The sequence below is a fragment of the Halospeciosus flavus genome (genome assembly GCF_029814175.1).
GTDB lineage: Archaea > Halobacteriota > Halobacteria > Halobacteriales > Halobacteriaceae > Halospeciosus > Halospeciosus flavus.
Genome location: NZ_CP122312.1, coordinates 2,927,992 through 2,946,844 on the forward strand (window position 1 = coordinate 2,927,992; position 18,853 = coordinate 2,946,844).

The 18,853-nt window shown below is 67.8% G+C and carries 25 protein-coding genes; 12 read left to right on the plus strand and 13 right to left on the minus strand.

The window, feature by feature from the left end; all coding sequences use genetic code 11:
• The first annotated feature begins 3 nt into the window (after positions 1 to 3).
• Genes P0Y33_RS15485 through P0Y33_RS15495 form a run of 3 tightly spaced genes read left to right on the plus strand, consistent with a single transcriptional unit; the run spans position 4 to position 1,255 of the window.
• Positions 4 to 213, plus strand: a complete 210-nt coding sequence (locus P0Y33_RS15485; RefSeq protein WP_279528287.1) for a hypothetical protein — start codon at positions 4 to 6, stop codon at positions 211 to 213.
• A 43-nt stretch (positions 214 to 256) separates the two neighbouring features.
• Positions 257 to 676: a DUF7124 domain-containing protein gene (locus P0Y33_RS15490; RefSeq protein WP_279528288.1), complete on the plus strand. Its 420-nt coding sequence runs from the start codon at positions 257 to 259 to the stop codon at positions 674 to 676.
• Positions 677 to 1,255, plus strand: a complete 579-nt coding sequence (locus tag P0Y33_RS15495; RefSeq protein ID WP_279528289.1) for a DUF5815 family protein — start codon at positions 677 to 679, stop codon at positions 1,253 to 1,255. It begins immediately after the preceding gene.
• A 40-nt stretch (positions 1,256 to 1,295) separates the two neighbouring features.
• On the opposite strand, the gene P0Y33_RS15500 is transcribed toward P0Y33_RS15495, so the two are convergent.
• Complete coding sequence (locus P0Y33_RS15500) at positions 1,296 to 1,688, minus strand: hypothetical protein (RefSeq protein ID WP_279528290.1); 393 nt, start codon at positions 1,686 to 1,688, stop codon at positions 1,296 to 1,298.
• 221 nt (positions 1,689 to 1,909) lie between these two features.
• Here P0Y33_RS15500 and carB point away from each other — a divergent pair, with 221 nt between their 5' ends.
• Positions 1,910 to 5,164: a carbamoyl-phosphate synthase large subunit gene (carB, locus tag P0Y33_RS15505; protein ID WP_279528291.1), complete on the plus strand. Its 3,255-nt coding sequence runs from the start codon at positions 1,910 to 1,912 to the stop codon at positions 5,162 to 5,164.
• A 184-nt stretch (positions 5,165 to 5,348) separates the two neighbouring features.
• Here carB and P0Y33_RS15510 read toward each other — a convergent pair whose 3' ends face one another.
• The gene (locus P0Y33_RS15510) at positions 5,349 to 5,666 is read right to left on the minus strand and encodes a hypothetical protein (RefSeq protein WP_279528292.1); all 318 of its coding nucleotides are present in this window, start codon (positions 5,664 to 5,666) and stop codon (positions 5,349 to 5,351) included.
• Positions 5,667 to 5,728: 62 nt separating this feature from the next.
• Positions 5,729 to 6,802, minus strand: a complete 1,074-nt coding sequence (gene carA, locus P0Y33_RS15515) for a glutamine-hydrolyzing carbamoyl-phosphate synthase small subunit (RefSeq protein WP_279528293.1) — start codon at positions 6,800 to 6,802, stop codon at positions 5,729 to 5,731.
• A gap of 96 nt (positions 6,803 to 6,898) precedes the next feature.
• Here carA and P0Y33_RS15520 point away from each other — a divergent pair, with 96 nt between their 5' ends.
• The 4 genes from P0Y33_RS15520 to P0Y33_RS15535 all read left to right on the plus strand — a co-directional run bounded on the left by P0Y33_RS15520 (position 6,899) and on the right by P0Y33_RS15535 (position 9,304).
• On the plus strand, positions 6,899 to 7,312 hold the full coding sequence (locus tag P0Y33_RS15520; protein WP_279528294.1) for an Lrp/AsnC family transcriptional regulator: 414 nt from the start codon (positions 6,899 to 6,901) through the stop codon (positions 7,310 to 7,312).
• Between the two features lie 63 nt (positions 7,313 to 7,375).
• Complete coding sequence (locus P0Y33_RS15525; protein WP_279528295.1) at positions 7,376 to 8,011, plus strand: isopentenyl-diphosphate Delta-isomerase; 636 nt, start codon at positions 7,376 to 7,378, stop codon at positions 8,009 to 8,011.
• Positions 8,012 to 8,167: 156 nt separating this feature from the next.
• Positions 8,168 to 8,587, plus strand: coding sequence for a desampylase (locus P0Y33_RS15530; protein ID WP_279528296.1), 420 nt, complete (start codon positions 8,168 to 8,170; stop codon positions 8,585 to 8,587).
• 27 nt (positions 8,588 to 8,614) lie between these two features.
• Positions 8,615 to 9,304 (plus strand): SDR family NAD(P)-dependent oxidoreductase, encoded by a 690-nt coding sequence (locus P0Y33_RS15535; RefSeq protein WP_279528297.1) that lies wholly within the window; start codon positions 8,615 to 8,617, stop codon positions 9,302 to 9,304.
• 7 nt (positions 9,305 to 9,311) lie between these two features.
• Here P0Y33_RS15535 and P0Y33_RS15540 read toward each other — a convergent pair whose 3' ends face one another.
• On the minus strand, positions 9,312 to 9,554 hold the full coding sequence (locus P0Y33_RS15540; RefSeq protein WP_279528298.1) for a hypothetical protein: 243 nt from the start codon (positions 9,552 to 9,554) through the stop codon (positions 9,312 to 9,314).
• On the minus strand, positions 9,555 to 10,595 hold the full coding sequence (locus P0Y33_RS15545; protein ID WP_279528299.1) for a zinc-binding dehydrogenase: 1,041 nt from the start codon (positions 10,593 to 10,595) through the stop codon (positions 9,555 to 9,557).
• A gap of 110 nt (positions 10,596 to 10,705) precedes the next feature.
• Between P0Y33_RS15545 and P0Y33_RS15550 the strand changes: the two genes are divergently transcribed.
• The 3 genes from P0Y33_RS15550 (at position 10,706) to P0Y33_RS15560 (ending at position 12,523) form a co-directional block, all read left to right on the plus strand.
• Positions 10,706 to 11,431: a MogA/MoaB family molybdenum cofactor biosynthesis protein gene (locus tag P0Y33_RS15550; RefSeq protein WP_279528300.1), complete on the plus strand. Its 726-nt coding sequence runs from the start codon at positions 10,706 to 10,708 to the stop codon at positions 11,429 to 11,431.
• Positions 11,428 to 12,147, plus strand: a complete 720-nt coding sequence (locus P0Y33_RS15555) for a 5-formyltetrahydrofolate cyclo-ligase (protein ID WP_279528301.1) — start codon at positions 11,428 to 11,430, stop codon at positions 12,145 to 12,147. The genes P0Y33_RS15550 and P0Y33_RS15555 overlap by 4 nt, the downstream gene beginning before the upstream one ends.
• Positions 12,148 to 12,211: 64 nt before the next feature.
• Entirely contained in the window at positions 12,212 to 12,523 is a 312-nt protein-coding gene (locus P0Y33_RS15560) for a hypothetical protein (RefSeq protein ID WP_279528302.1), read from the plus strand.
• On the opposite strand, the gene P0Y33_RS15565 is transcribed toward P0Y33_RS15560, so the two are convergent.
• The 3 genes from P0Y33_RS15565 to P0Y33_RS15575 all read right to left on the minus strand — a co-directional run bounded on the left by P0Y33_RS15565 (position 12,524) and on the right by P0Y33_RS15575 (position 13,613).
• Entirely contained in the window at positions 12,524 to 12,850 is a 327-nt protein-coding gene (locus P0Y33_RS15565) for a cupin domain-containing protein (protein ID WP_279528303.1), read from the minus strand.
• Positions 12,851 to 12,895: 45 nt separating this feature from the next.
• Complete coding sequence (locus P0Y33_RS15570) at positions 12,896 to 13,186, minus strand: hypothetical protein (protein ID WP_279528304.1); 291 nt, start codon at positions 13,184 to 13,186, stop codon at positions 12,896 to 12,898.
• Between the two features lie 97 nt (positions 13,187 to 13,283).
• A complete protein-coding gene (locus tag P0Y33_RS15575; protein WP_279528305.1) occupies positions 13,284 to 13,613 on the minus strand; it encodes a DUF7126 family protein in 330 nt (109 codons plus the stop codon).
• Between the two features lie 149 nt (positions 13,614 to 13,762).
• On the opposite strand from P0Y33_RS15575, the gene P0Y33_RS15580 reads away from it, so the two are divergent.
• Positions 13,763 to 14,617, plus strand: a complete 855-nt coding sequence (locus P0Y33_RS15580) for a DUF4352 domain-containing protein (protein WP_279528306.1) — start codon at positions 13,763 to 13,765, stop codon at positions 14,615 to 14,617.
• A gap of 6 nt (positions 14,618 to 14,623) precedes the next feature.
• Here P0Y33_RS15580 and guaA read toward each other — a convergent pair whose 3' ends face one another.
• From guaA to P0Y33_RS15605, 5 genes are all read right to left on the minus strand, one after another.
• On the minus strand, positions 14,624 to 15,541 hold the full coding sequence (gene guaA / locus P0Y33_RS15585) for a glutamine-hydrolyzing GMP synthase (protein ID WP_279528307.1): 918 nt from the start codon (positions 15,539 to 15,541) through the stop codon (positions 14,624 to 14,626).
• Entirely contained in the window at positions 15,541 to 17,175 is a 1,635-nt protein-coding gene (locus tag P0Y33_RS15590) for a CTP synthase (RefSeq protein ID WP_279528308.1), read from the minus strand. Before P0Y33_RS15590 ends, guaA begins: the two co-directional genes overlap by 1 nt.
• Before the next feature lie 78 nt (positions 17,176 to 17,253).
• Positions 17,254 to 17,859 carry an alpha/beta hydrolase family protein gene (locus P0Y33_RS15595; protein ID WP_279528309.1) on the minus strand — a complete coding sequence of 202 codons (606 nt, stop codon included), beginning with the start codon at positions 17,857 to 17,859 and terminating at the stop codon, positions 17,254 to 17,256.
• A gap of 34 nt (positions 17,860 to 17,893) precedes the next feature.
• On the minus strand, positions 17,894 to 18,100 hold the full coding sequence (locus P0Y33_RS15600) for a hypothetical protein (protein WP_279528310.1): 207 nt from the start codon (positions 18,098 to 18,100) through the stop codon (positions 17,894 to 17,896).
• Between the two features lie 72 nt (positions 18,101 to 18,172).
• Entirely contained in the window at positions 18,173 to 18,802 is a 630-nt protein-coding gene (locus P0Y33_RS15605; RefSeq protein WP_279528311.1) for an alpha/beta hydrolase, read from the minus strand.
• Positions 18,803 to 18,853: the final 51 nt, after the last annotated feature.

Consider the following 18,853-nt stretch of genomic DNA (forward strand, 5'->3'; position numbering starts at 1 on the left):
TCGATGAACCCGACCATCACGATCGAGGAAGCGGACAGCATCCCCGTAGACGCGAACGTACGCGACTACGACGAACTACACGACGCTGCGCGGGCGGTCTTCCCGTCGGTCGTCGACGACACGGCCGAAGTCGACGAGCGGACGGCTGCGGCGTTCGTCGACGGCGAGTTCGTCAAATTCACCGGCTACTATCGGGTTCGCGTCGCCGAGTGACACATTCGAAGCCGTTTTCCTCGCTCGTCGCCGAGAGGAAGGCATGAGCATGAGCGGCGGCAGCGGGGACATGACCCTCGCGTTCGAACTCTCCGCGCTCCAGTCACTCGCGAAGCCCGGGACGGCGTTCGCCGACGCCCGCCAGTGGACCGAGTACGTCGGCGTCGTCTCCGACGAACCGACCTACGTCGTGACCAACTTCACCCGGAAGCGGCGCATCCGCCAGGACTTCTTCTCCGGGCCGAAGGGGAAACGCGAGAGTCTCTCCAGCGTGAAACAACAGTTCGACACCGAGCGACACGTCTTCGTCGGCACCGACGAGGAGGACGAGGAACTCGCCGAGCAGGTCGGCTGGGAGTTCCTCGACGTCGAGGACGCCGCCGAGGCCGCCGGGTGGGAACTCGGCAGTCCCGAGGAGAGTTCGGCGGCCGACGCCGAACCCCAGCGCGACGACTGGCCGTAGATGCCCAACCCACGCGTCCCAGACCCGGACCCCGGTGAGGACGGTGGCGACAGCGGCGGCGACGACCAGACCGACGACGGGTTCGTCGACCTCCCCTGTGGCGAACGCGTCCACGTCCAGAACCTCGACATGGGGATGCGCGAGTACGAGTGTGTCTGCGGGAGCGCACACGCCGTCGTGATGGACATGCACCCGCCGTCGCGATGGTTCCCCGAGTCCATCGTCGCGGTGCTGGAGGAGACGGTCGAACCCTCCGAGGACGACGAGTTCGAGACGTTCGGCACGCCCCACCTCATGGGGGCGGTCCTCGAAGAGTTCCCCGACGACGTGGTCGCCTACGACGCCTCCAAGAACGGCGCGGTCGGCGCGGCACTCGTCTGGCTCACCGACTTCGACGCCCGCACGCTCCACGAGTACGTCGTGGAGTTGGTCGTCGAACTGATGGAACACGCCGTCAGCCACTCGGAGTCGGGTGCGAGCGAGTTCGAAGAACAGATGATGGCCTTCGACGTCGCCGAGTTCGTCGACGAGTACCGCGAGGCCAGGGAGTTCGAGGACGAGTACGACACGCCGGCGTAACCGCTGGGCGAATCGGTTTCTCCCCGCCCACGCGTGCGCGTCACTCTATCCAGGCGTCGTAGTCGAACTGCTGGGGCGTGACGTCGAACTCGAAGGTGAACGCGTCCTCCGTCGCGGCGGGGACGGTGATTTCGCGGTTCTTCTCGGTGCTCGTGTCACCGACCGACAGCCGTGCCCACAGCCTCCCCGACGCCGACCGGTCGCCGACGTTCTCGACGGTCACGACGACGTTCGTCCGCTGGTCGGTCACCTGTGCGGCCGTCCCCGTGATGGTGAGCGAACCGACCGGCGCGACGACGCCGGTCAGACAACCCGAGAGTAGTCCCGTCGCCCCCACCGCGGCCGCGCCGACGGCCTCACGGCGGGTCAGTGACCGTCGTGAACGCTCCTCCGACGCGGGACGAGCGGACGCCCGGCGATTAGATTGGCTCATGCTACCTCATAACACAGTACTGTCGCCCGACGTATAGGTGTTGTCGCGCTCGATGGGTGACTCGCGCCGAGCCCCGCCGATGTTCGAGTCAGCGACGCAATACATAAACCACTGGTAGACACACACTCGCACGATTGTCGTTACGAATTTCGAAACTCCGTTTCGAATCTTGCACAGTATCGTATGTCTTATTACGATGTGCGCATTCGTACGGAGTAAGGATGAGTGACGACCGTACCGTCCTCCTGATCGGCAGTGGACCTATCCAGATTGGACAGGCAGCGGAGTTCGACTACTCCGGCGCGCAAGCCTGCCGCGCCCTACAGGAGGAGGGCGTGCGAGTCGTGCTCGTAAACTCCAATCCGGCGACTATCATGACCGACCCCGAGATGGCCGACGCCGTCTACATCGAACCCATCACGACGGAGGCCATCTCGGAGATCATCCGCGAGGAGAACCCCGACGGGGTCATCGCTGGTCTCGGCGGGCAGACCGGCCTGAACGTCACGGCCGAACTCGCCGAGGAGGGCGTCCTCGAGGAACACGACGTCGAGATCATGGGGACGCCGCTGGACACGATCTACGCGACCGAGGACCGCGACCTCTTCCGCCAGCGCATGGAGAACCTCGGCCAGCCAGTTCCCAAGTCGACGACTATCTCGCTCGACGAGGACGAGTCCGTCGCCTCGTTGAGCGAGGCGGACATCGCGGACCGCGTCGAGGCGGCCGTCGACGAGGTCGGCGGCCTCCCGGTCATCGCGCGCACGACGTACACGCTCGGTGGCTCCGGGTCCGGCGTCGTCCACGAGATGGACGAACTCAAACAGCGCGTCCGCAAGGGCCTGCGTCTCTCCCGCAACGACGAGGTGCTCATCACGGAGTCCATCTCCGGGTGGGTCGAACTCGAGTACGAGGTGATGCGCGACGCCGGCGACTCCTGTATCATCATCTGCAACATGGAGAACATCGACCCGATGGGCATCCACACCGGGGAGTCGACGGTCGTGACGCCCTCGCAGGTCATCCCGGACGAGGGCCACCAGGAGATGCGCGACGCCGCCCTCGAGGTCATCCGCGACCTCGGCATCCAGGGTGGGTGTAACATCCAGTTCGCGTGGCGCGACGACGGCACACCCGACGGCGAGTACCGCGTCGTCGAGGTGAACCCCCGTGTCTCGCGTTCCTCCGCTCTCGCCTCGAAGGCGACCGGCTACCCCATCGCCCGCGTGACCGCGAAGGTCGCGCTCGGCAAGCGCCTCCACGAAATCGAAAACGAGATCACGGGTCAGACGACCGCCGCCTTCGAACCCGCCATCGACTACGTGGTGACGAAGGTGCCGCGCTGGCCCCAGGAGAAGTTCCCCGGCACGGAGTTCGAACTCTCGACGGCGATGAAGTCCACCGGGGAGGCGATGGCCATCGGCCGCACCTTCGAGGAGTCGCTGTTGAAGGCACTCCGCTCCTCGGAGAAGGACCCCGACGTCGACTGGGCCGAACTCTCCGATTCGAAACTCGAAACGCAGTACCTCGAACGCCCGACGCCCGACCGCCCGTACGCAGTCTTCGAGGCGTTCGACCGCGGCTACACGGTCGAGGAAGTCGTCGAACTCACCGACATCCACGAGTGGTACGTCGAGCGCTTCCAGAACGTCGCGGAGGCGGCCGCGGCCGCCCAGGAGGGTGACTTCACGACCGCCGCGACCACCGGTTTCACGAACCACGAGATCTCGGCCATCGCCGGGAGCGACTTCGAGGACAAGAACGCCTCGTGGCTCCCCGCAGGTACGGCCGACACCGGCGAAGAAGAACCCGAAGCCTACCCCGACGGCGCGGGCGCGAGCGTCGAGACGGTCGAGCAGGACGTCCCCGGCCGCACGTACAAGCAGGTCGACACCTGCGCCGGCGAGTTCGCCGCACAGACGCCCTACTACTACTCCTCGCGCAAGCCCGAGTGGTTCTCCGGGCCGTTCGAGGGTGAGTCCGCGGGCGGCGAACTGAAGGTCGACCACGACTCCGACAGCGTCGTGGTCGTCGGCGGCGGCCCCATCCGCATCGGGCAGGGCGTCGAGTTCGACTACTGTTCGGTTCACGCCGTCCGCGCGCTCCGCGAGGAGGGTATCGAGGCCCACGTCGTCAACAACAACCCCGAGACGGTCTCGACCGACTACGATACCTCCGACGGCCTGTTCTTCGAACCGGTCACGGCCGAGGAGGTCGCCGACGTGGTCGAGGCGACGGGCGCCGACGGCGTGATGGTCCAGTTCGGTGGGCAGACCTCGGTCAACATCGCCCACCCGCTGGAGAAGGAGATCGACCGCCGCGGTCTCGACGCCGACGTGCTCGGCACCTCCGTCGACGCGATGGACCTCGCCGAGGACCGCGACCGCTTCAACGAACTGATGGACGACCTCGGCATCGCCCAACCGGAGGGCGGTACCGCCCAGTCGAAGGAGGAGGCCCTCGACCTCGCACACGACATCGGCTACCCGGTGCTCGTCCGCCCGTCCTACGTGCTCGGCGGCCGCGCGATGGAGATCGTCCACGACGACGACGAACTCGAACAGTACATCGAGGAGGCCGTCCGCGTGAGTCCCGACCAACCCATCCTCGTCGACGAGTTCCTCTCCGACGCGGTGGAACTCGACGTCGACGCCGTCGCAGACGGCGTGGACGTGCTCGTCGGCGGTATCATGGAACACGTCGAGAGCGCGGGGGTCCACTCCGGTGACTCCGCCTGCGTCATCCCGACGCGCTCGCTCGACGAGGAGACGCTCGGGCGCGTCCGCGAGGTCGTCGAGGACATCGCGACCGCCCTCGACACCGTCGGCCTGTTGAACGTCCAACTCGCCGTGAAGGACGGCGAGGTGTACGTCCTGGAGGCGAACCCGCGCTCTTCGCGTACCGTCCCGTTCGTCTCGAAGGCGACCGGCGTCCCCATCGCGAAACTCGCCGCGAAGGTCATGGCGGGCTACTCCCTCGACGAACTCGACGTCTCCGAGGGCGTCCCCGAGCAGTTCTCGGTGAAAGAGGTCGTCCTGCCGTTCGACCGCCTGCCCAACTCCGACCCGCGTCTCGGCCCCGAGATGAAGTCGACGGGCGAGGTCATGGGGACGGCCTCGACGTTCGGGAAGGCCTACGAGAAGGCCCAGTCCGCGGCGTCGAACGACCTGCCCGAGGAGGGCGCGACGGCCGTCGTCCAACTGGACGTCGAGGGCTTCGGTGACTACTACGACCTCGCCGACTACGAGGGCGAGGACCTCGCCGAGGCGATCCGTCAGGGCGAGGTCGACCTCCTGATCAGCCGCGACCTCGACGCGCTCCAGACCGCCGTCGAGGAGGAGGTTCCCTACTACACGACGGAGGCGAGCGCCCGCGCGGCCCTCGAAGCACTCGCCCACCGCGACGAACCCATCGACGTCCTGCCGGTCAGCGAGCGCCCCATCCAGCAGCGCGAGTGGGGCGCCGGCGCGGAGTGAGGTGTGACACGGCGGTCGCTCGCGCCGGACCGCCCTAACCCGAACTGTCCGAATCGACTCCCGCTCTACCCCACTCTCTTCTCTCGACACACGTTCGAAGAGCGCGAGCGCCACGACGACAGACAGACTGTAGAAGCGTAGAAGCCGAAGACGAAGTCGACCGAATCTGTGGTAGTAGCAGTCGCTACAGGGCGAACAGGACGAGGGCGCCGGCGACGACGAACGCGCCGAGAGCGTACCACGGTTCGCGCTGGAGGACGAGTTCGGCCGCCTCGACGCGGGGTTCGACGCGCGACTCGGCGCGTCCACGGAGATCGAATCCGAGTACGAACCCGACGAACGCGGCGCCGAGGGCGACGCCGACGGTCCGGAAGCCGCGGGCGAAGACGAACGCGCCGAACACTCCGACGACCGTCCCGAGGATTGCGGCGTGCAGTTCGGTGAACGTGAGCGAGTTACCCGAACCGACCGATCGCTGGTCGGTGTCGTCGGAACTGGTCACGGGTTCGGAAGACGGGCGCCGGGGACAAAAGCGTGACCGGCGAAGGCGGAGAACGGAGCGACTCAGTCGGCGAGTGCGACTTCCTGGTCGGGGTCGCAGAGACCGAGGACGTCGTCGAAGAAGTCGAGCGAGTCGTGGGGACCGGGGTGGGCTTCGGGGTGGTACTGGCGAGTGATGATGTCGAGTTCCGCGCTGTCGAGTCCCTCCGGGGTGTCGTCGTTGACGTTGATCTGCGTCACTTCGAGGTCGCCCGGTTCGGCGACGGTGTATCCGTGGTTCTGCGTGGTCATGACGACGCGGTCGGTGCGGAGGTCGCGGACCGGTTGGTTGACGCCGCGGTGACCGAACTCCATCTTCTCGGTGGAGCCACCGAGCGCGTTCGCGACGACCTGCTGGCCGAGACAGATGCCCGCGATGGGGAGGTCGCCGGCGTAGTACTCGACGAGCGCCTGTGTGGCCTCGAAGTTCTCGGGGTCACCGGGGCCGTTCGAGACGAACAGCAGGTCGGGACTGACGGCGTCGACGTCCTCGGCAGTGGCGTCGTGCGGGAGGACGTGGACGTCCGCGCCGCGGGCGGTCAGGGAGTCGACGATGGATCCTTTCGCACCGCAGTCGACGAGCGCGATGGTGGCCTCGGTCGCCTGTCCGGTCCCGGGGTGGAACTCGGGTTCGTCGACGCTGACCTGCGCGCCGATGTCCGTGATGTCGGACATGTGCGGACAGCCGTCGAGTTGTTCTTTGGCCTCCTCGGGGGAGGCGTCGGGTCCGGCGGAGATGCCGACCTTCATCGCGCCGCCCTCGCGGATGTCGAGGACGAGGTCGCGGGTGTCGAGGTGGTCGACGGCCGGGACGCCCTCGCTCTCGAGCCACTCGGCGACGTCGTCGGTCAGTTCGCGGGCGACGACGGCCGAGGGGTGGACGCGATCCGACTCGAATCGTTCCTCTCGGACGCCGTAGTTTCCGATGAGCGGGTAGGCGAAGGTGAGGACCTGCGCCTCGTAGGAGGGGTCCGTGAGGGACTCCTCGTACCCCGTGTAGGCGGTCGTGAACACGAGCTCTCCCTGTGCCGCGCCGGGTGAGCGCGCGCGTGCTTCGACTACGTCCCCCGTTTCGAGGGCGAGGTAGGCGTCCGACATTACGAGATTCGACGTACGCACCGCACATAAGCCTTGCTTTCGTAACGAAGTTACGAATTTCGTAATCACTATACTCCCGAAGTGCATTCGTGTGATATGGACGAGATCGACCGGCAGATCCTGGACGTCCTCCGACGCGACGCCCGGACGCCCTACACCGAAATCGCCGACGAACTCGGCGTCTCGGAGGGGACGGTCAGGAATCGGGTCGACCGGTTGCAGGAGGAGGGGACCATCGAGCGCTTCACGATCGCGACGCGGACGGGCAACGTGAAGGCGATGATCGAGGTGAGCGTCGCCGTCGACGTCGACACCCACGACGTCGGCGAGCGGATGGCCGACTGGAACGAGGTGGACTTCGTCTGGCAGGTGTCGGGCGAACTCGACATCGTCCTGGTCGTCGACGCCGCGGACACCCAGCGGGTGAACGAACTCATCACACGCGCACGCGAGCAGGAGGAGGTCGTGAACACGAAGACCCGCCTCATCCTCGACGAGCGCCTCGGCTGAGTCGCCGAGCGGCCGACGCCGGAAGTGAGAAGCCATTTGTAGCGTCTCCCCCTCCCTCACTGTATGAGCGACACCGCCGACGCGGACGGTGAGGACGCCCAGAACGAGGCGTTCGAGAACGCACGGACCGAGGAGACCTTCGAGAACGCAGAGCAGGACGTCGTCGCCGTCGACCCCGACGACGAACCCGTCGGCCTCGTCAACCGTCTCGACGCCCACACCGGCGAGGGGACGCGCCACCGCGCGTTCACCTGTCTGCTGTTCGACGAGGACGGCCGGATCATGCTCGCCCAGCGCGCCGGCCGCAAGCGCCTCTGGGACACGTACTGGGACGGCACCGTCGCCTCCCACCCCGTCGAGGGCCAGAGCCAGAAGGAGGCCACCCGCGAGCGCCTCGAAGAGGAACTCGGCATCACGCCCGACCAGTACGACGACCTCGAAGTGACCGACCGCTTCGAGTACAAGCGTCGCTACCTCGACGAAGGGCTGGAGTGGGAGGTCTGTGCCGTCCTGCAGGCGACCCTCCACGACACCTCCTTCGACCGCGACCAGGACGAGGTCGAGGGCGTCGTGTGGGTCGACTACGAGGACCTCTACGAGAACCCGCGCTACTACCGCCAACTCCGGCTCTGCCCGTGGTTCGAGATCGCGATGCGCCGCGACTTCGAGGGGAACGAACCGCTCGACCAGCGGGAGTAGCGAGATTCGGAACGAGCGTAGCGAGTGAGAATCTCGGAACGGCGAGCGGGAGGGAGTAAAGCGACCGACACGCGAGCAGCACGATTCGGAACGTGCGTAGCGAGTCGGCACACCCGAGGTCGCCCACTTTTTCTTCGCGCCCTCCCTACGTCGGGTATGCTCGTCCTCGCGGCCGACGTCTACGAGGCGGTCCTCGAACACGCCCGGGAGGACGCCCCGCTCGAAGCCTGTGGGGTGCTCGCCGGCGAGCGCGACCCCGAGTCGGGCGTCGCCCGTGCCGTCTCGGTCCACCGAGCGCACAACGCCGCCGACGCACCTCGCGTCGCCTACGAGATCGACCCGGCGGACCTCCTGCACCTGATCGAGTCCATCGAGGAGGCGGGTCGCGAGGTCGTCGGCTTCTACCACTCCCACCCCGCGGGACCGCCACACCTGAGCGACCGCGACCGCCGCGAGGCGACGTGGGAGGGCTATCACTACCTGCTCGTCTCGCTCGCGGGGTCGACGGCCATCTGCGACGCGTGGCGGTGGACCGGCGAGGAGTTCGTTCGCGACGACGTGGCGGTCCGCGACTGACTTAGGGCCGGCACCAGAAGTGAGAGTATGCCCGACCTCTACGACTCCCTCGACGGACAGGTCGCGCTCGTCACGGGCGCGAACCGGGGAATCGGTGCCGAAATCGCCCGGGGACTCCGGGACCTCGGCGCGACGGTGTACGCCGGTTCGCGGAGTATGCAGGAGGAGACACCCGACGGGACCGAACGCGTCCTCCTCGACGTCACCCAGGAGGGGGATATCGAGTCGGTCGTCGACGGAATCTTCGAGGAGACCGGCCGCCTCGACGTCCTCGTCAACAACGCCGGCGTCGGCGAGTTCGGCGAGACCATCGTCTCGGAGTCGGTGGAGACCATCGACCGGACGCTCGCGACGAACCTCCGCGGGCCGATGCTCGTCTGCAAGCACGCGCTCCCGCTCTTGCTCCAGCAAGAGCACCCCCGCGTGGTCAACGTCTCTTCCGGGATGGGGGCCATCCACGATATGGGCGACGGCGCGCCCGCGTATCGCGTCTCCAAGACCGGACTCAACGGGTTCACACGCTACCTCGACGCCGAGTACGCGGAGAAGGGGCTCGTCGCCAACGCGGCGTGTCCGGGCCACGTCGAGACGGACCTCGCGACGGAGGGCGCCGAGCGCACTCCCGAGGAGGGTGCCGAGACGCCGGTGTGGCTGGCGCGCTTCCGCGACGGTCCCTCGGGGAAGTTCTGGCGCGACGAAGAACAGATCGAGTGGTAGCGGTCGGTCAGCGCCGGACGGCCGACCAGACGCCGACGGCCCCGAGCAGGAGCGCGGGAACCATCGGCAGGGCGACGAGCGTGTCGACCCAGGGGAGGCCGAACATCGACGGGCCGCCCGCGACGCCGGCGTAGATGAACAGGGGGACCACGAGCCCCGAGAGGCCGAGGACGGCGACCATCAGCCACTGCTGGCGGTTCGAGAGGGCCGATTCCGTCGTCGCGTCCGGGGGCTCGTGGGACTGGACCATTCAGAGTTCGCTGTCGGGTTTTACCACCACCTTCCCAAAGCCTTCTCGGTTCTCCAGCAGTTCGTGTGCCTGGGCGGCCTCGCTCATCGGCAGGGTGTCGCGGACGCGCACCTCGAAGGTGCCGTCCCAGACGTGTTCGAGGGCGTCTTCGGCTTCGCCCGGTGTCGCCATCGTCGACCCGATGACTTCGAGTTGGTTCCAGAAGATGCGGTTGATGTCCGTCTTCGGTCGGCCGCCGGTGGTCGCACCGCAGGTGACGATGCGGCCGCCCTTCGCGAGCGACGCCAGCGAATCCTGCCACGTCTCCCCGCCGACGTGGTCGACGACCATGTCGACGCCGCGGTAGCCCGTCAGGTCGCGAATCTCGTCGGCGAAGTCGTCTTCCTCGTAGTTGATGACGTGGTCGGCGCCGAGTTCCTCGGCGTACTCCAGTTTCTCGTCTGTCGAGGCCGTCGCGTAGACGGTCGCGCCGGCGTGTTTGGCCACCTGGACCGCGGCGTGGCCGACGCCGCCGCTCGCACCGAGGACGAGGACGTCCTCGCCGGACTTGAGGTCGCCACGGTTGCGGAGCATCCGCCACGCGGTCTGGAAGACGAGTGGCGCCGCGGCGGCCGTCTCCCAGTCGACGTGGTCGGGGACGGGGACGAGGTTCTGTGCGGGGACGGCCGCGAGTTCGCTGTGGACGCCGCGGACGTGCTCGCCGATGATGTGGAACTCGACACAGAGCGGGAAGTCGCCGCGACGGCAGAACTCACACTCGCCACAGAACGCGCCGGCCGAGACGGCGACGTGGTCGCCCTCCTCGAAACGGGTGACGTCCTCGCCGACCTCCGTCACGACGCCCGCCGCGTCGCTCCCGGGGATGTGGGGCATCTCCAGGTCGATGCCGGGGAGACCCTTTCGCGTCCACACGTCGAGGTGGTTGAGCGCGCCCGCCTTCACGTCGACGAGGACCTCGTCGTCGCTGGGTTCGGGGTCGGGGAAGTCGCCGTACTCGATGACGTCCGTGTCGCCGTGTTCCGTGAACTGGACCGCTTGCATGGGTGGTGAGTGAACGGACGGGAGTAAAACTCTATGGTTGTCAGAAACTCGCACACGTGTCGCCGGCCGCGAGGCGTGGGCTTTTGCCCCGCGACACCGAAACCGCCGACATGGTCGACTTCCAGTCACGCGACACCCGCCGCGACGAACGAATCCGGAGTGACGACGCCGACGACGCCGACGACACCGGCGACACCGACGAACAGACGGAGAACCACGACGACCACGGTCACGACGGACACGATGATCACGAGCACAACGGACACGAGCACGGTCACGACGATCACGACGACCACGAGCACAAGCATGACGGACACGACGACCACGAGCACCACCACCACGACCTCTCGGACGTCGGAGTGGGTATCGTGACCGTCTCCTCCTCGCGGACGCTCGACGACGACCCGAGCGGCGACGCCATCGCGTCCGCCTTCGAAGACGGGGCCCACACCGTCGCGACCCGTGAACTCGTCGGCGACGACTACGACCGGATCCAGTCCATCGTCGACCGTCTCGTCTCACGTGACGACGTGGACGTCGTCGTCACTACTGGTGGCACGGGGGTCACACCGGACGACGTCACCGTCGAGGCGGTTCGCCCCCTCCTCGACAAGGACCTCCCCGGATTCGGCGAACTCTTTCGCGACCGCTCGTACGACGAGATCGGGACGCGAGTCGTCGGGACGCGCGCGCTCGGCGGCGTCAGCGACGAGGTCCCGGTCTTCTGTCTCCCCGGGAGCGAGAACGCCGCCACCCTCGGTGCCGAGGAGATCATCGTCCCCGAGGCGCCCCACCTCGCGGGGCTGGCCCGGCGGGACGACGCCGACGAGGAATGACGGACAAACAGGCCGTCCGCGAACGAGTGTGGGACGCACTCGAAGACGCGGGCGAGGCGCGCTTCCCGTTCCCACCACACGGTCGCATTCCGAACTTCGCGGGCGCGAAGGTGGCCGCCGAGCGACTCGCCGACACCGAGGTGTGGGCCGACGCCGAGGTGGTGAAGGCGAACCCCGACGCGCCCCAACTGCCGGTGCGCCGTCGCGCCCTCCACGACGGCAAGACCGTCTACATGGCGGTGCCGCGCCTCCGCGAGGAGAAGTGTTTCCTCGAACTCGACCCGGCGGAGATCCCGCCGGACGAGCGCGACCGGGCGCCCGCCCTCTCGAACGTCGACGACTACGCCACGCAGGTCGGCCCGGACGCGCTCCCCGACGTGGACCTCGTCGTCTCGGGAAGCGTCGCCGTTACCGAGGACGGCGCCCGAATCGGCAAGGGAGAGGGATTCAGCGACCTGGAGTTCGCGGTCCTCCGGGAACTCGGCGCCGTCCACGAGTCGACCCCGGTCGCGACGACCGTCCACGAACTGCAGGTCGTCGACGAGGCCGAGGCGCCGGCCCCCGACGCCCACGACGTCCCGATGGCCCTCGTCGTGACCCCGGGCCGAACCGTCGAGACGGAGACACCGTACGAGAAACCGCGAGGCGTCGACTGGGACGCGTTGAGCGACGAGCAGATCGACGCGATGCCGGTCCTCCAGCGCCTCCGGGAGTGAGCCAGTGCCGAGGTGCCGGCACGTCGGGCCGGATACTTAAGAACGAAGCCGCCCAATCCGGCGTATGGCCGCCGACACCCCGGAAACCCCGGCCGAAGATACGGACGCCGCCGACGCCCTCGCCGACGCGCTCGACGGCGTCGAGGGGACGCCGGGGTGTGTCGTCTGTCCGGAGTCGGCCGACTTCTACCTCTTCGCGGCCGGCCGCGTGTCGACGTTCGCCTGCTGGGAGCACGTCAGTCCCTACGCGGCGCTGGTCGACGGCCGGGGCCGGGACGGCGGAGGTGGCGAGGACGAGACCGACGACGGGGCCAGTGAGCGCGCGGGCGACGACGCGTTCGCGGAACGTCCGGAGGCCGTCCGCCTCGACGACTGACTACTCGCCGCCCATCGGGCCCATCGTCGCCGTGAACACGGCTACGTCGTCGCCCTCGTTGCGGGCGCCGTGGGGGACGCCGCGTTCGTGGACGACGACGCCGGGCGCCGCGACGGTCTCCTCGTCGTCACCCTGCACCACGACGACTTCCCCCTCCAAGACGTGGAAGGCGTTCGTCTGGTCGCCGTGTTCGTGGGGTTCGACCTCGGCGCCGGGGCCGAGCGCGAACGCCTTGACGAGCATGTCTTCGGAGAAGTACAGTTCCGCGGTCTCGACCTCACCGGTCTGCGGCGCGAGGTCGAGGTCTGCGTAGCGATCGAGCGTCATACCCGGACGAAACAGCGCCCGGGGGTTAATGGGTCGGGTTCCAGATTACGCGGCGCTCGCGTTCCCGGACTCGTTGCCCGCGCCGTCACCGCCAGCGTGGTCGCCTCCGGCGAGACCGCTCACCGTGTCACCGAGGCTGTCGAGCGTGCCGTTCACGAACTTCGAGATGGCGTCGTGGATGTCGCCAACGAAGTCAGGGACGGGGCCAGGGAGTTCTCCGGGCGTGCCGGCGTCCGCGTCGCCGCTTCCGCTCCCCTGTCCGGGCGTCGCGGCGACGCCACCGGTCAGGGCGAACAACGATACGAGCGTGACGAGCGCGACGGTTCTGAACTTCATCACACCTCCCACTCGGGACCGTATCCACTTCAACTGTCGAGACCGTAAAACGGAGTTTCGGGCGGGTTTCACCCCGATTAACCCGGATTAACTGTCGTTACTGTTCGGCCGTCCCGGTCAACTCCTCGGCGACCGTCACCGGGCCGAGGAGGTCGGGGTCGAGTGCGAAGTCGAGTTGCCCGCGGACGAACTCGGGGACCGAGTCCGGCGAGTAGACGACCGTCCGCAGGTCGGGGTTGCGCTCCAGCGCGATGGGCACGCTGGTCGCCTCCTCGACGTTCGTGACGACGAGCAGGTCGGCGTCGTCGATGCCGACCTCCTCCATCGCTTGGCCGCTGCCGATTCCTTCGATGCGTTCGACGCTGACGCCGGCCGCTTCGAGTGCTTCACCGAGTCCCCGGTCGGGACCGATGACGATTGCCTTCATGGTAAAACACGAGAACTGGACGTTCTCCTTATATACTCAGACGCGACGCCCCACCAAGTAGTTGGCGTCCCACGCGGAACACACTCGCCGGTCCGGCGAACGCCCAGCCCCGTAGAAGGCTTATGCCGGTTCGACCGGCACACACACGCATGCCCGCTCCGTCACGTCGCGCCCTCCTCCGGACCGGCGCGCTCGGCATCGCGACCGCGCTCGCCGGCTGTCAGTCCCGCGACTGGCCCGCCGACGACCCGTTCGGCGGTGGTCGCACCCGGACCACGACCGTCGAAACCCACGCCGTCGGCGAATCAGTCTCCGTCGGCGACGCGACCGTCACCGTCTCGGACGCCCTCGCGCGCGAGTCCATCGTCTACCCGCTGCTCGACACGCTCGACGTGGCCGGTCACGGCGGGACCCAGTACCTCCTCGCAGTCGCCGAGACCGAGGGTGGGACCGTCGACCCGAGCGCCTTCGACCTCCAGGTCGGCCCGACGGGCGTCGAGGGTCGACGGTACCTCGGGACGATGAGTCCGAGCGGACTCCACCCACAGATCGAGGGCGTCGGGCGGGCGTACGACGCCGACACCGGTCGCGGGTGGGTCGGCTTCCCGCTCGTCGGGGAGACGGAGGAGGGACACGGCCGGATCCGCCTCGGCCACGAGGACGAGACGGCGGTGTGGCGACTCCCCGAGGACGTCCTCGCTAACCTCGCCGCGCCCGCACCGTCGTTCGACGTCCAAGAGTTGGTCGTCGACGTGAGCAGCGATTCGGACGGGTCGGGCGACACGTTCACCGTCCGTGTCCGCGTCCGGAACGCGGGCGAGCGCGCGGAGACGTTCCGAGGCTGTGTGAACGTCCACTTCTCGGTGACGAAGGCGTTCGCACTCGACGTCCCGCCGGGCGAGACCCGCGAGTGGACGTGGAGACACCGCTGGCAGGGGTCGGGAGAGACGTCGGTCGCAGTAAAAACGGTCGGCGGCGAGACGTCGACGACGCTCGGTGGCTGACGACGGTTACTCGTACTCGATGGTCGCCGGCGGCTTGTGCGTCACGTCGTAGACGACGCGCGAGACCTCGTCGATGGTGCCGGTGACGCGCGACTGGATGCGCTGGAGCGTCTCCCAGTCGAGTTCCTGCGCGCGCGCGGTCATGCCGTCGCGGGACTCGACGGAGCGGACGGCGACGACGTGGCCGTGGACGCGGTTGTCGCCCTTCACGCCCGTCGCCTTCCCGAGGACGGCGGCGAACGCCTGCCACGGTTCGTACGCTTCGAGTTCCTCCTCGACGATGGCGGTCGCCTCGCGGGCGACGTGGACCTTCTCGCGGGTGACCTCGCCGACGACGCGGACGGCCAGGCCGGGACCGGGGAACGGCATCCGCTCGGCGATGACCTCCTCGAGGTCGAGTTCGCGGGCGACCTCGCGGACCTCGTCCTTGTAGAGGTCGCGGAGCGGTTCGACGATGCCCTCGAAGTCCACGGCCTCGGGGAGACCGCCGACGTTGTGGTGGGACTTGATGTTCCCCTCCGACTCGATACGGTCGGGGTAGATGGTCCCCTGGACGAGGTAGTCGGCGTCGACGTCGTTGGCGACGACCTCGAACTCCCGGATGAATTGCTCGCCGATGATCTTGCGCTTCTTCTCGGGGTCGGTGACGCCGGCGAGGGCGTCGAGGAAGCGCTCTTCCGCGTCGAGGATGCGGAGACTGTCCATGTAGTCGAACTCCTCGCGGATCTGGTCGGTCTCGCCCTTGCGCATCAACCCGGTGTCGACGTACACGGGGACGAGTTGCTCGCCGACGGCCTCGTAGGCGAGTGCGGCGGCCGTCGAGGAGTCGACACCCCCGGAGAGGGCGATGATGGCGGTGGAGTCGCCGAGTTCTTCGCGAATCTCTGCGGTCGCTTCGTCGATGAATTCGTCTACGTTCACCATTATGCGGTCACCTCGTGTTCGGAGTCTTCGAGAATCGCCTGCAGCAGTCCGACGAACGGCGGACTCGGACGTCCCGGTCGCGAACGGAACTCGGGGTGGAACTGCGTCCCGAAGAAGAACGGGTGGTCGTCGTGTTCGAGGATCTCCATGCGGTTGCCGGCCTTCCCGGAGAAGGTGAGACCCTCGGCTTCGAGGTCGTCGATGTACTCGGGGTTCACCTCGTAGCGGTGACGGTGGCGCTCGGTACACGACGTGTCCTCGTACAGTTCGTGGGCGAGCGTTCCGGGTTCGATCTCGGTCTCGTGGGCGCCCAGTCGCATCGTCCCGCCGAGGTCTTCGAGGTCGTACTGCTCGGGCAGGAGGTCGATGACGGGGTGGTCGGTCTCCTCGTCGATCTCCGAGGAGTGGGCGTCCTCGAGGCCGAGGACGTTCCGGGCGTACTCGACGACGGCCATCTGGAAACCCAGACAGAGTCCGAGGAAGGGGACGTCGTTCTCGCGGGCGTAGCGGATGGCCTCCATCTTGCCCTTCGTCCCGCGGGAACCGAACCCGCCGGGGACGACGACGGCGTCGGCCGACTCCAGGCGCTCGCGGTGTTCGTCGTGCATCTTCTCGGAGTCGACCCAGAGCGTGTTGACTTCGACGCGCTCGTGGAGACCGGCGTGCTTCAGCGACTCGTGGATGGACATGTAGGCGTCCTCCAGGGCGTACTTCCCGACGAGGGCGACGTCGACGCTCCCCTCACGCTCGCGGGTGACGAGGTCGCGCCACTCGGTCGAGCGCTCTTCTCGCGGGAGCGCCTCGTCGTCGAGGTCGAAGCGCTCGATGACGTGCTCGTCGAGACCCTCCTCTTCGAGGACGAGCGGGACGTGGTAGATGTCCTCGACGTCGGGGTTCGAGAAGACGGCGTCGGTCGGAACGTCGCAGAACAGCGCGATCTTCTCCTTGACGCTGTCTTCGAGCGGGTCGGGGTTTCGGCCGACGAGGATGTCTGGCTGGAGACCGATACTCCGCAGTTCCTTCACGGAGTGTTGGGTCGGTTTGGTCTTCTGCTCGCCGTTCTTCGAGTAGGGGACGAGCGTGACGTGGGTGAAGAGGATGTCCTCGTCGTCCTCCTCGTGGGAGAACTGACGGAGGGCTTCGAGGTAGGGCATCCCCTCGATGTCGCCGACGGTGCCGCCGATCTCGACGATACAGACGTCGGTACCCTCGGCGGCCTCGCGGATGCGGCGCTTGATGTCGTCGGTGACGTGCGGGATGACCTGGACGGTGTTCCCGAGGTAGTCACCGGCGCGCTCGCGCTCGATGACCTCCTGGTACACCTTCCCGGTGGTGACGTTGTGGTCGGAGGTCATGTCGGACTCGAGGAAGCGCTCGTAGTTCCCGAGGTCCAAGTCGACCTCGCCGCCGTCTTTCAGCACGTACACCTCGCCGTGCTGGTAGGGACTCATCGTCCCGGCGTCGACGTTGAGGTACGGGTCGACCTTGACGGCCGTCACGTCGAACCCGGCGTTGGTCAGTAGGCGACCCAGGCTCGCGGCGGTGATCCCCTTACCCAGGCCGGACATCACACCCCCTGTAACGAAAACGAACTTACTCCCCAGTGAGGGGTCGTAGCCGGTCTCCTTCGGCATACTGTGTCTCCGGCAGGACGGGGGAAAACGATTTCGGGACGCGCGGGCGGTTGCCACCCCGTGGCACGCGACGCCCCCTCAGGCGAGGTGCGCGAGGAGGAACTCGCCGACCGCCTCGGCGACGTGGTCGGTCTTGCCCACGAAGAAGTGGTCGCCGTCGAGTTCGACCACGTCGTGGCCGAGCGTCCGCGCGCGCCCGACGACCGGTTCCCAGTCGGCCGTCGTGTCCCGGTTCCCGTAGACGACGCGGACCGGTGCGTCCACGTCCGCCAGCGCGCTCGCGGCGTCGAGTCCACTCTCGACTTCGGCGGTCGGCGCGAGCAGGCAGACGGCCGCCAGCGGGACGTCCACGGTGGCGGCAGCGAGTGCCGCGATCGCCCCGCCGAAGGAGAAGCCGAACAGTCCCACCTGCTCGAACTCGTCGGCGGCCCACCGGACGGCGTTGCGGGCGTCCTCGCGCTCGCCGAGTCCCTCGTCCCACGCGCCGTAGTCGAAGCGGAGGCAGGCGACGCCTCGCTCGCCGAGGTAGTCGCTCACGGCACGGAGGCGCTGGTCGCCGCGGTGGCCGCGGTGCTGTGGGTGTGGCGGGCAGGCGACGACGCACGCGTCGGCCCCACCGTCGGGCGTGTCGAGCGTCGCCTCGACGTCACGGGCGCCGGGAATCAGGACCGTATCCTCGGGCATACGCGGGTGGTGCGTCCGGCGAGAAGGTAAAGGTTCAGCAGCGCTGGCGGACTTCGTAGTAGTCGGTGAACTTCACGACGTCGCCCTCGTCGAGGGTCGCCACCTCGGCGTCGACGGCGTCGACCTCGCCGTGCAGGATGGCGTGGAGGCGGGTCTGGGCGGCCTCGTCGAGTTCGTCGACGTGGTGGACGCGGGCGTCTGCGGGTACCTGTGCTGCGGGTTCGACCGTCAGTTCCGACATGGAGTCGTCGCTACGTGCGTGCCCGATAAAGGTGTGTGGACAGTGCACACGATTGCCGGAACCGCGGACGCCTCACTCGGCGTGCTCGACGAGGAACTCGCCGGCCTTGCGGCCCGCGATTTCGAGGCTCCCGACGAAGAAGTGGCCCGTGTCGACGTTGTTCTCCTCGAGGTTGAGTTCGCGGGCGCGCTCGACGACCGGTTCCCAGCGGACGCGGTCGTCCTCGGAGGCGTAGACGACGCGGACCGGCACGTCGATGTCTTCGAGTGCGTCGGCGGCGTCGAACTCGTCTTGGTCGCCGATACGGACGTCCACGGCGAGCAGCGAGACGGCGACGAGGCGCTGGCCGACTGCGGAGTCCTCGTCGACGTCGGCGGCCGCGAGCGCCGCGACGGTCGCACCGAAACTGTAGCCAGTCAGGCCGACCTGGTCGTAACGCTCGGCCGCCCAACTGAGCGCCGCGTAGGTGTCGGCGATTTCGCCTTCGCCCTCGGTCCACTCCGCGTAGTCGAAGCGGAGGACCGCGACGTCGTGGTCGAGGAGGTAGTCGCGGATGGCCTTCAGACGGGGGTCGTCGCGGTCGCCGCGCTTCACGGGGTGGGGCGGTGCGACGACGGCGACCGCGTCGGTCTCCGTCTCGGGCGTGTCGAGCGTCGCTTCGATGGTCCGCTCTCCGGAGATGGTGACCGTCTCCTGTGACATACACGATGCTCCACCCGGACACCGGAAAGTGGTTGTGGCGGGTGGGACCGA

What these genes read in the sequence shown, in the direction of transcription:
- P0Y33_RS15485 (WP_279528287.1), top strand. Translation starts at nt 4, where the DNA reads ATGAACCCGACCATCACGATCGAGGAAGCGGACAGCATCCCCGTAGAC.
- P0Y33_RS15490 (WP_279528288.1), top strand. Translation starts at nt 257, where the DNA reads ATGAGCATGAGCGGCGGCAGCGGGGACATGACCCTCGCGTTCGAACTC.
- P0Y33_RS15495 (WP_279528289.1), top strand. Translation starts at nt 677, where the DNA reads ATGCCCAACCCACGCGTCCCAGACCCGGACCCCGGTGAGGACGGTGGC.
- P0Y33_RS15500 (WP_279528290.1), bottom strand. Translation starts at nt 1,688, where the DNA reads ATGAGCCAATCTAATCGCCGGGCGTCCGCTCGTCCCGCGTCGGAGGAG.
- carB (WP_279528291.1), top strand. Translation starts at nt 1,910, where the DNA reads ATGAGTGACGACCGTACCGTCCTCCTGATCGGCAGTGGACCTATCCAG.
- carA (WP_279528293.1), bottom strand. Translation starts at nt 6,802, where the DNA reads ATGTCGGACGCCTACCTCGCCCTCGAAACGGGGGACGTAGTCGAAGCA.
- P0Y33_RS15520 (WP_279528294.1), top strand. Translation starts at nt 6,899, where the DNA reads ATGGACGAGATCGACCGGCAGATCCTGGACGTCCTCCGACGCGACGCC.
- P0Y33_RS15525 (WP_279528295.1), top strand. Translation starts at nt 7,376, where the DNA reads ATGAGCGACACCGCCGACGCGGACGGTGAGGACGCCCAGAACGAGGCG.
- P0Y33_RS15530 (WP_279528296.1), top strand. Translation starts at nt 8,168, where the DNA reads ATGCTCGTCCTCGCGGCCGACGTCTACGAGGCGGTCCTCGAACACGCC.
- P0Y33_RS15535 (WP_279528297.1), top strand. Translation starts at nt 8,615, where the DNA reads ATGCCCGACCTCTACGACTCCCTCGACGGACAGGTCGCGCTCGTCACG.
- P0Y33_RS15540 (WP_279528298.1), bottom strand. Translation starts at nt 9,554, where the DNA reads ATGGTCCAGTCCCACGAGCCCCCGGACGCGACGACGGAATCGGCCCTC.
- P0Y33_RS15545 (WP_279528299.1), bottom strand. Translation starts at nt 10,595, where the DNA reads ATGCAAGCGGTCCAGTTCACGGAACACGGCGACACGGACGTCATCGAG.
- P0Y33_RS15550 (WP_279528300.1), top strand. Translation starts at nt 10,706, where the DNA reads ATGGTCGACTTCCAGTCACGCGACACCCGCCGCGACGAACGAATCCGG.
- P0Y33_RS15555 (WP_279528301.1), top strand. Translation starts at nt 11,428, where the DNA reads ATGACGGACAAACAGGCCGTCCGCGAACGAGTGTGGGACGCACTCGAA.
- P0Y33_RS15560 (WP_279528302.1), top strand. Translation starts at nt 12,212, where the DNA reads ATGGCCGCCGACACCCCGGAAACCCCGGCCGAAGATACGGACGCCGCC.
- P0Y33_RS15565 (WP_279528303.1), bottom strand. Translation starts at nt 12,850, where the DNA reads ATGACGCTCGATCGCTACGCAGACCTCGACCTCGCGCCGCAGACCGGT.
- P0Y33_RS15570 (WP_279528304.1), bottom strand. Translation starts at nt 13,186, where the DNA reads ATGAAGTTCAGAACCGTCGCGCTCGTCACGCTCGTATCGTTGTTCGCC.
- P0Y33_RS15575 (WP_279528305.1), bottom strand. Translation starts at nt 13,613, where the DNA reads ATGAAGGCAATCGTCATCGGTCCCGACCGGGGACTCGGTGAAGCACTC.
- P0Y33_RS15580 (WP_279528306.1), top strand. Translation starts at nt 13,763, where the DNA reads ATGCCCGCTCCGTCACGTCGCGCCCTCCTCCGGACCGGCGCGCTCGGC.
- guaA (WP_279528307.1), bottom strand. Translation starts at nt 15,541, where the DNA reads ATGGTGAACGTAGACGAATTCATCGACGAAGCGACCGCAGAGATTCGC.
- P0Y33_RS15590 (WP_279528308.1), bottom strand. Translation starts at nt 17,175, where the DNA reads ATGCCGAAGGAGACCGGCTACGACCCCTCACTGGGGAGTAAGTTCGTT.
- P0Y33_RS15595 (WP_279528309.1), bottom strand. Translation starts at nt 17,859, where the DNA reads ATGCCCGAGGATACGGTCCTGATTCCCGGCGCCCGTGACGTCGAGGCG.
- P0Y33_RS15600 (WP_279528310.1), bottom strand. Translation starts at nt 18,100, where the DNA reads ATGTCGGAACTGACGGTCGAACCCGCAGCACAGGTACCCGCAGACGCC.
- P0Y33_RS15605 (WP_279528311.1), bottom strand. Translation starts at nt 18,802, where the DNA reads ATGTCACAGGAGACGGTCACCATCTCCGGAGAGCGGACCATCGAAGCG.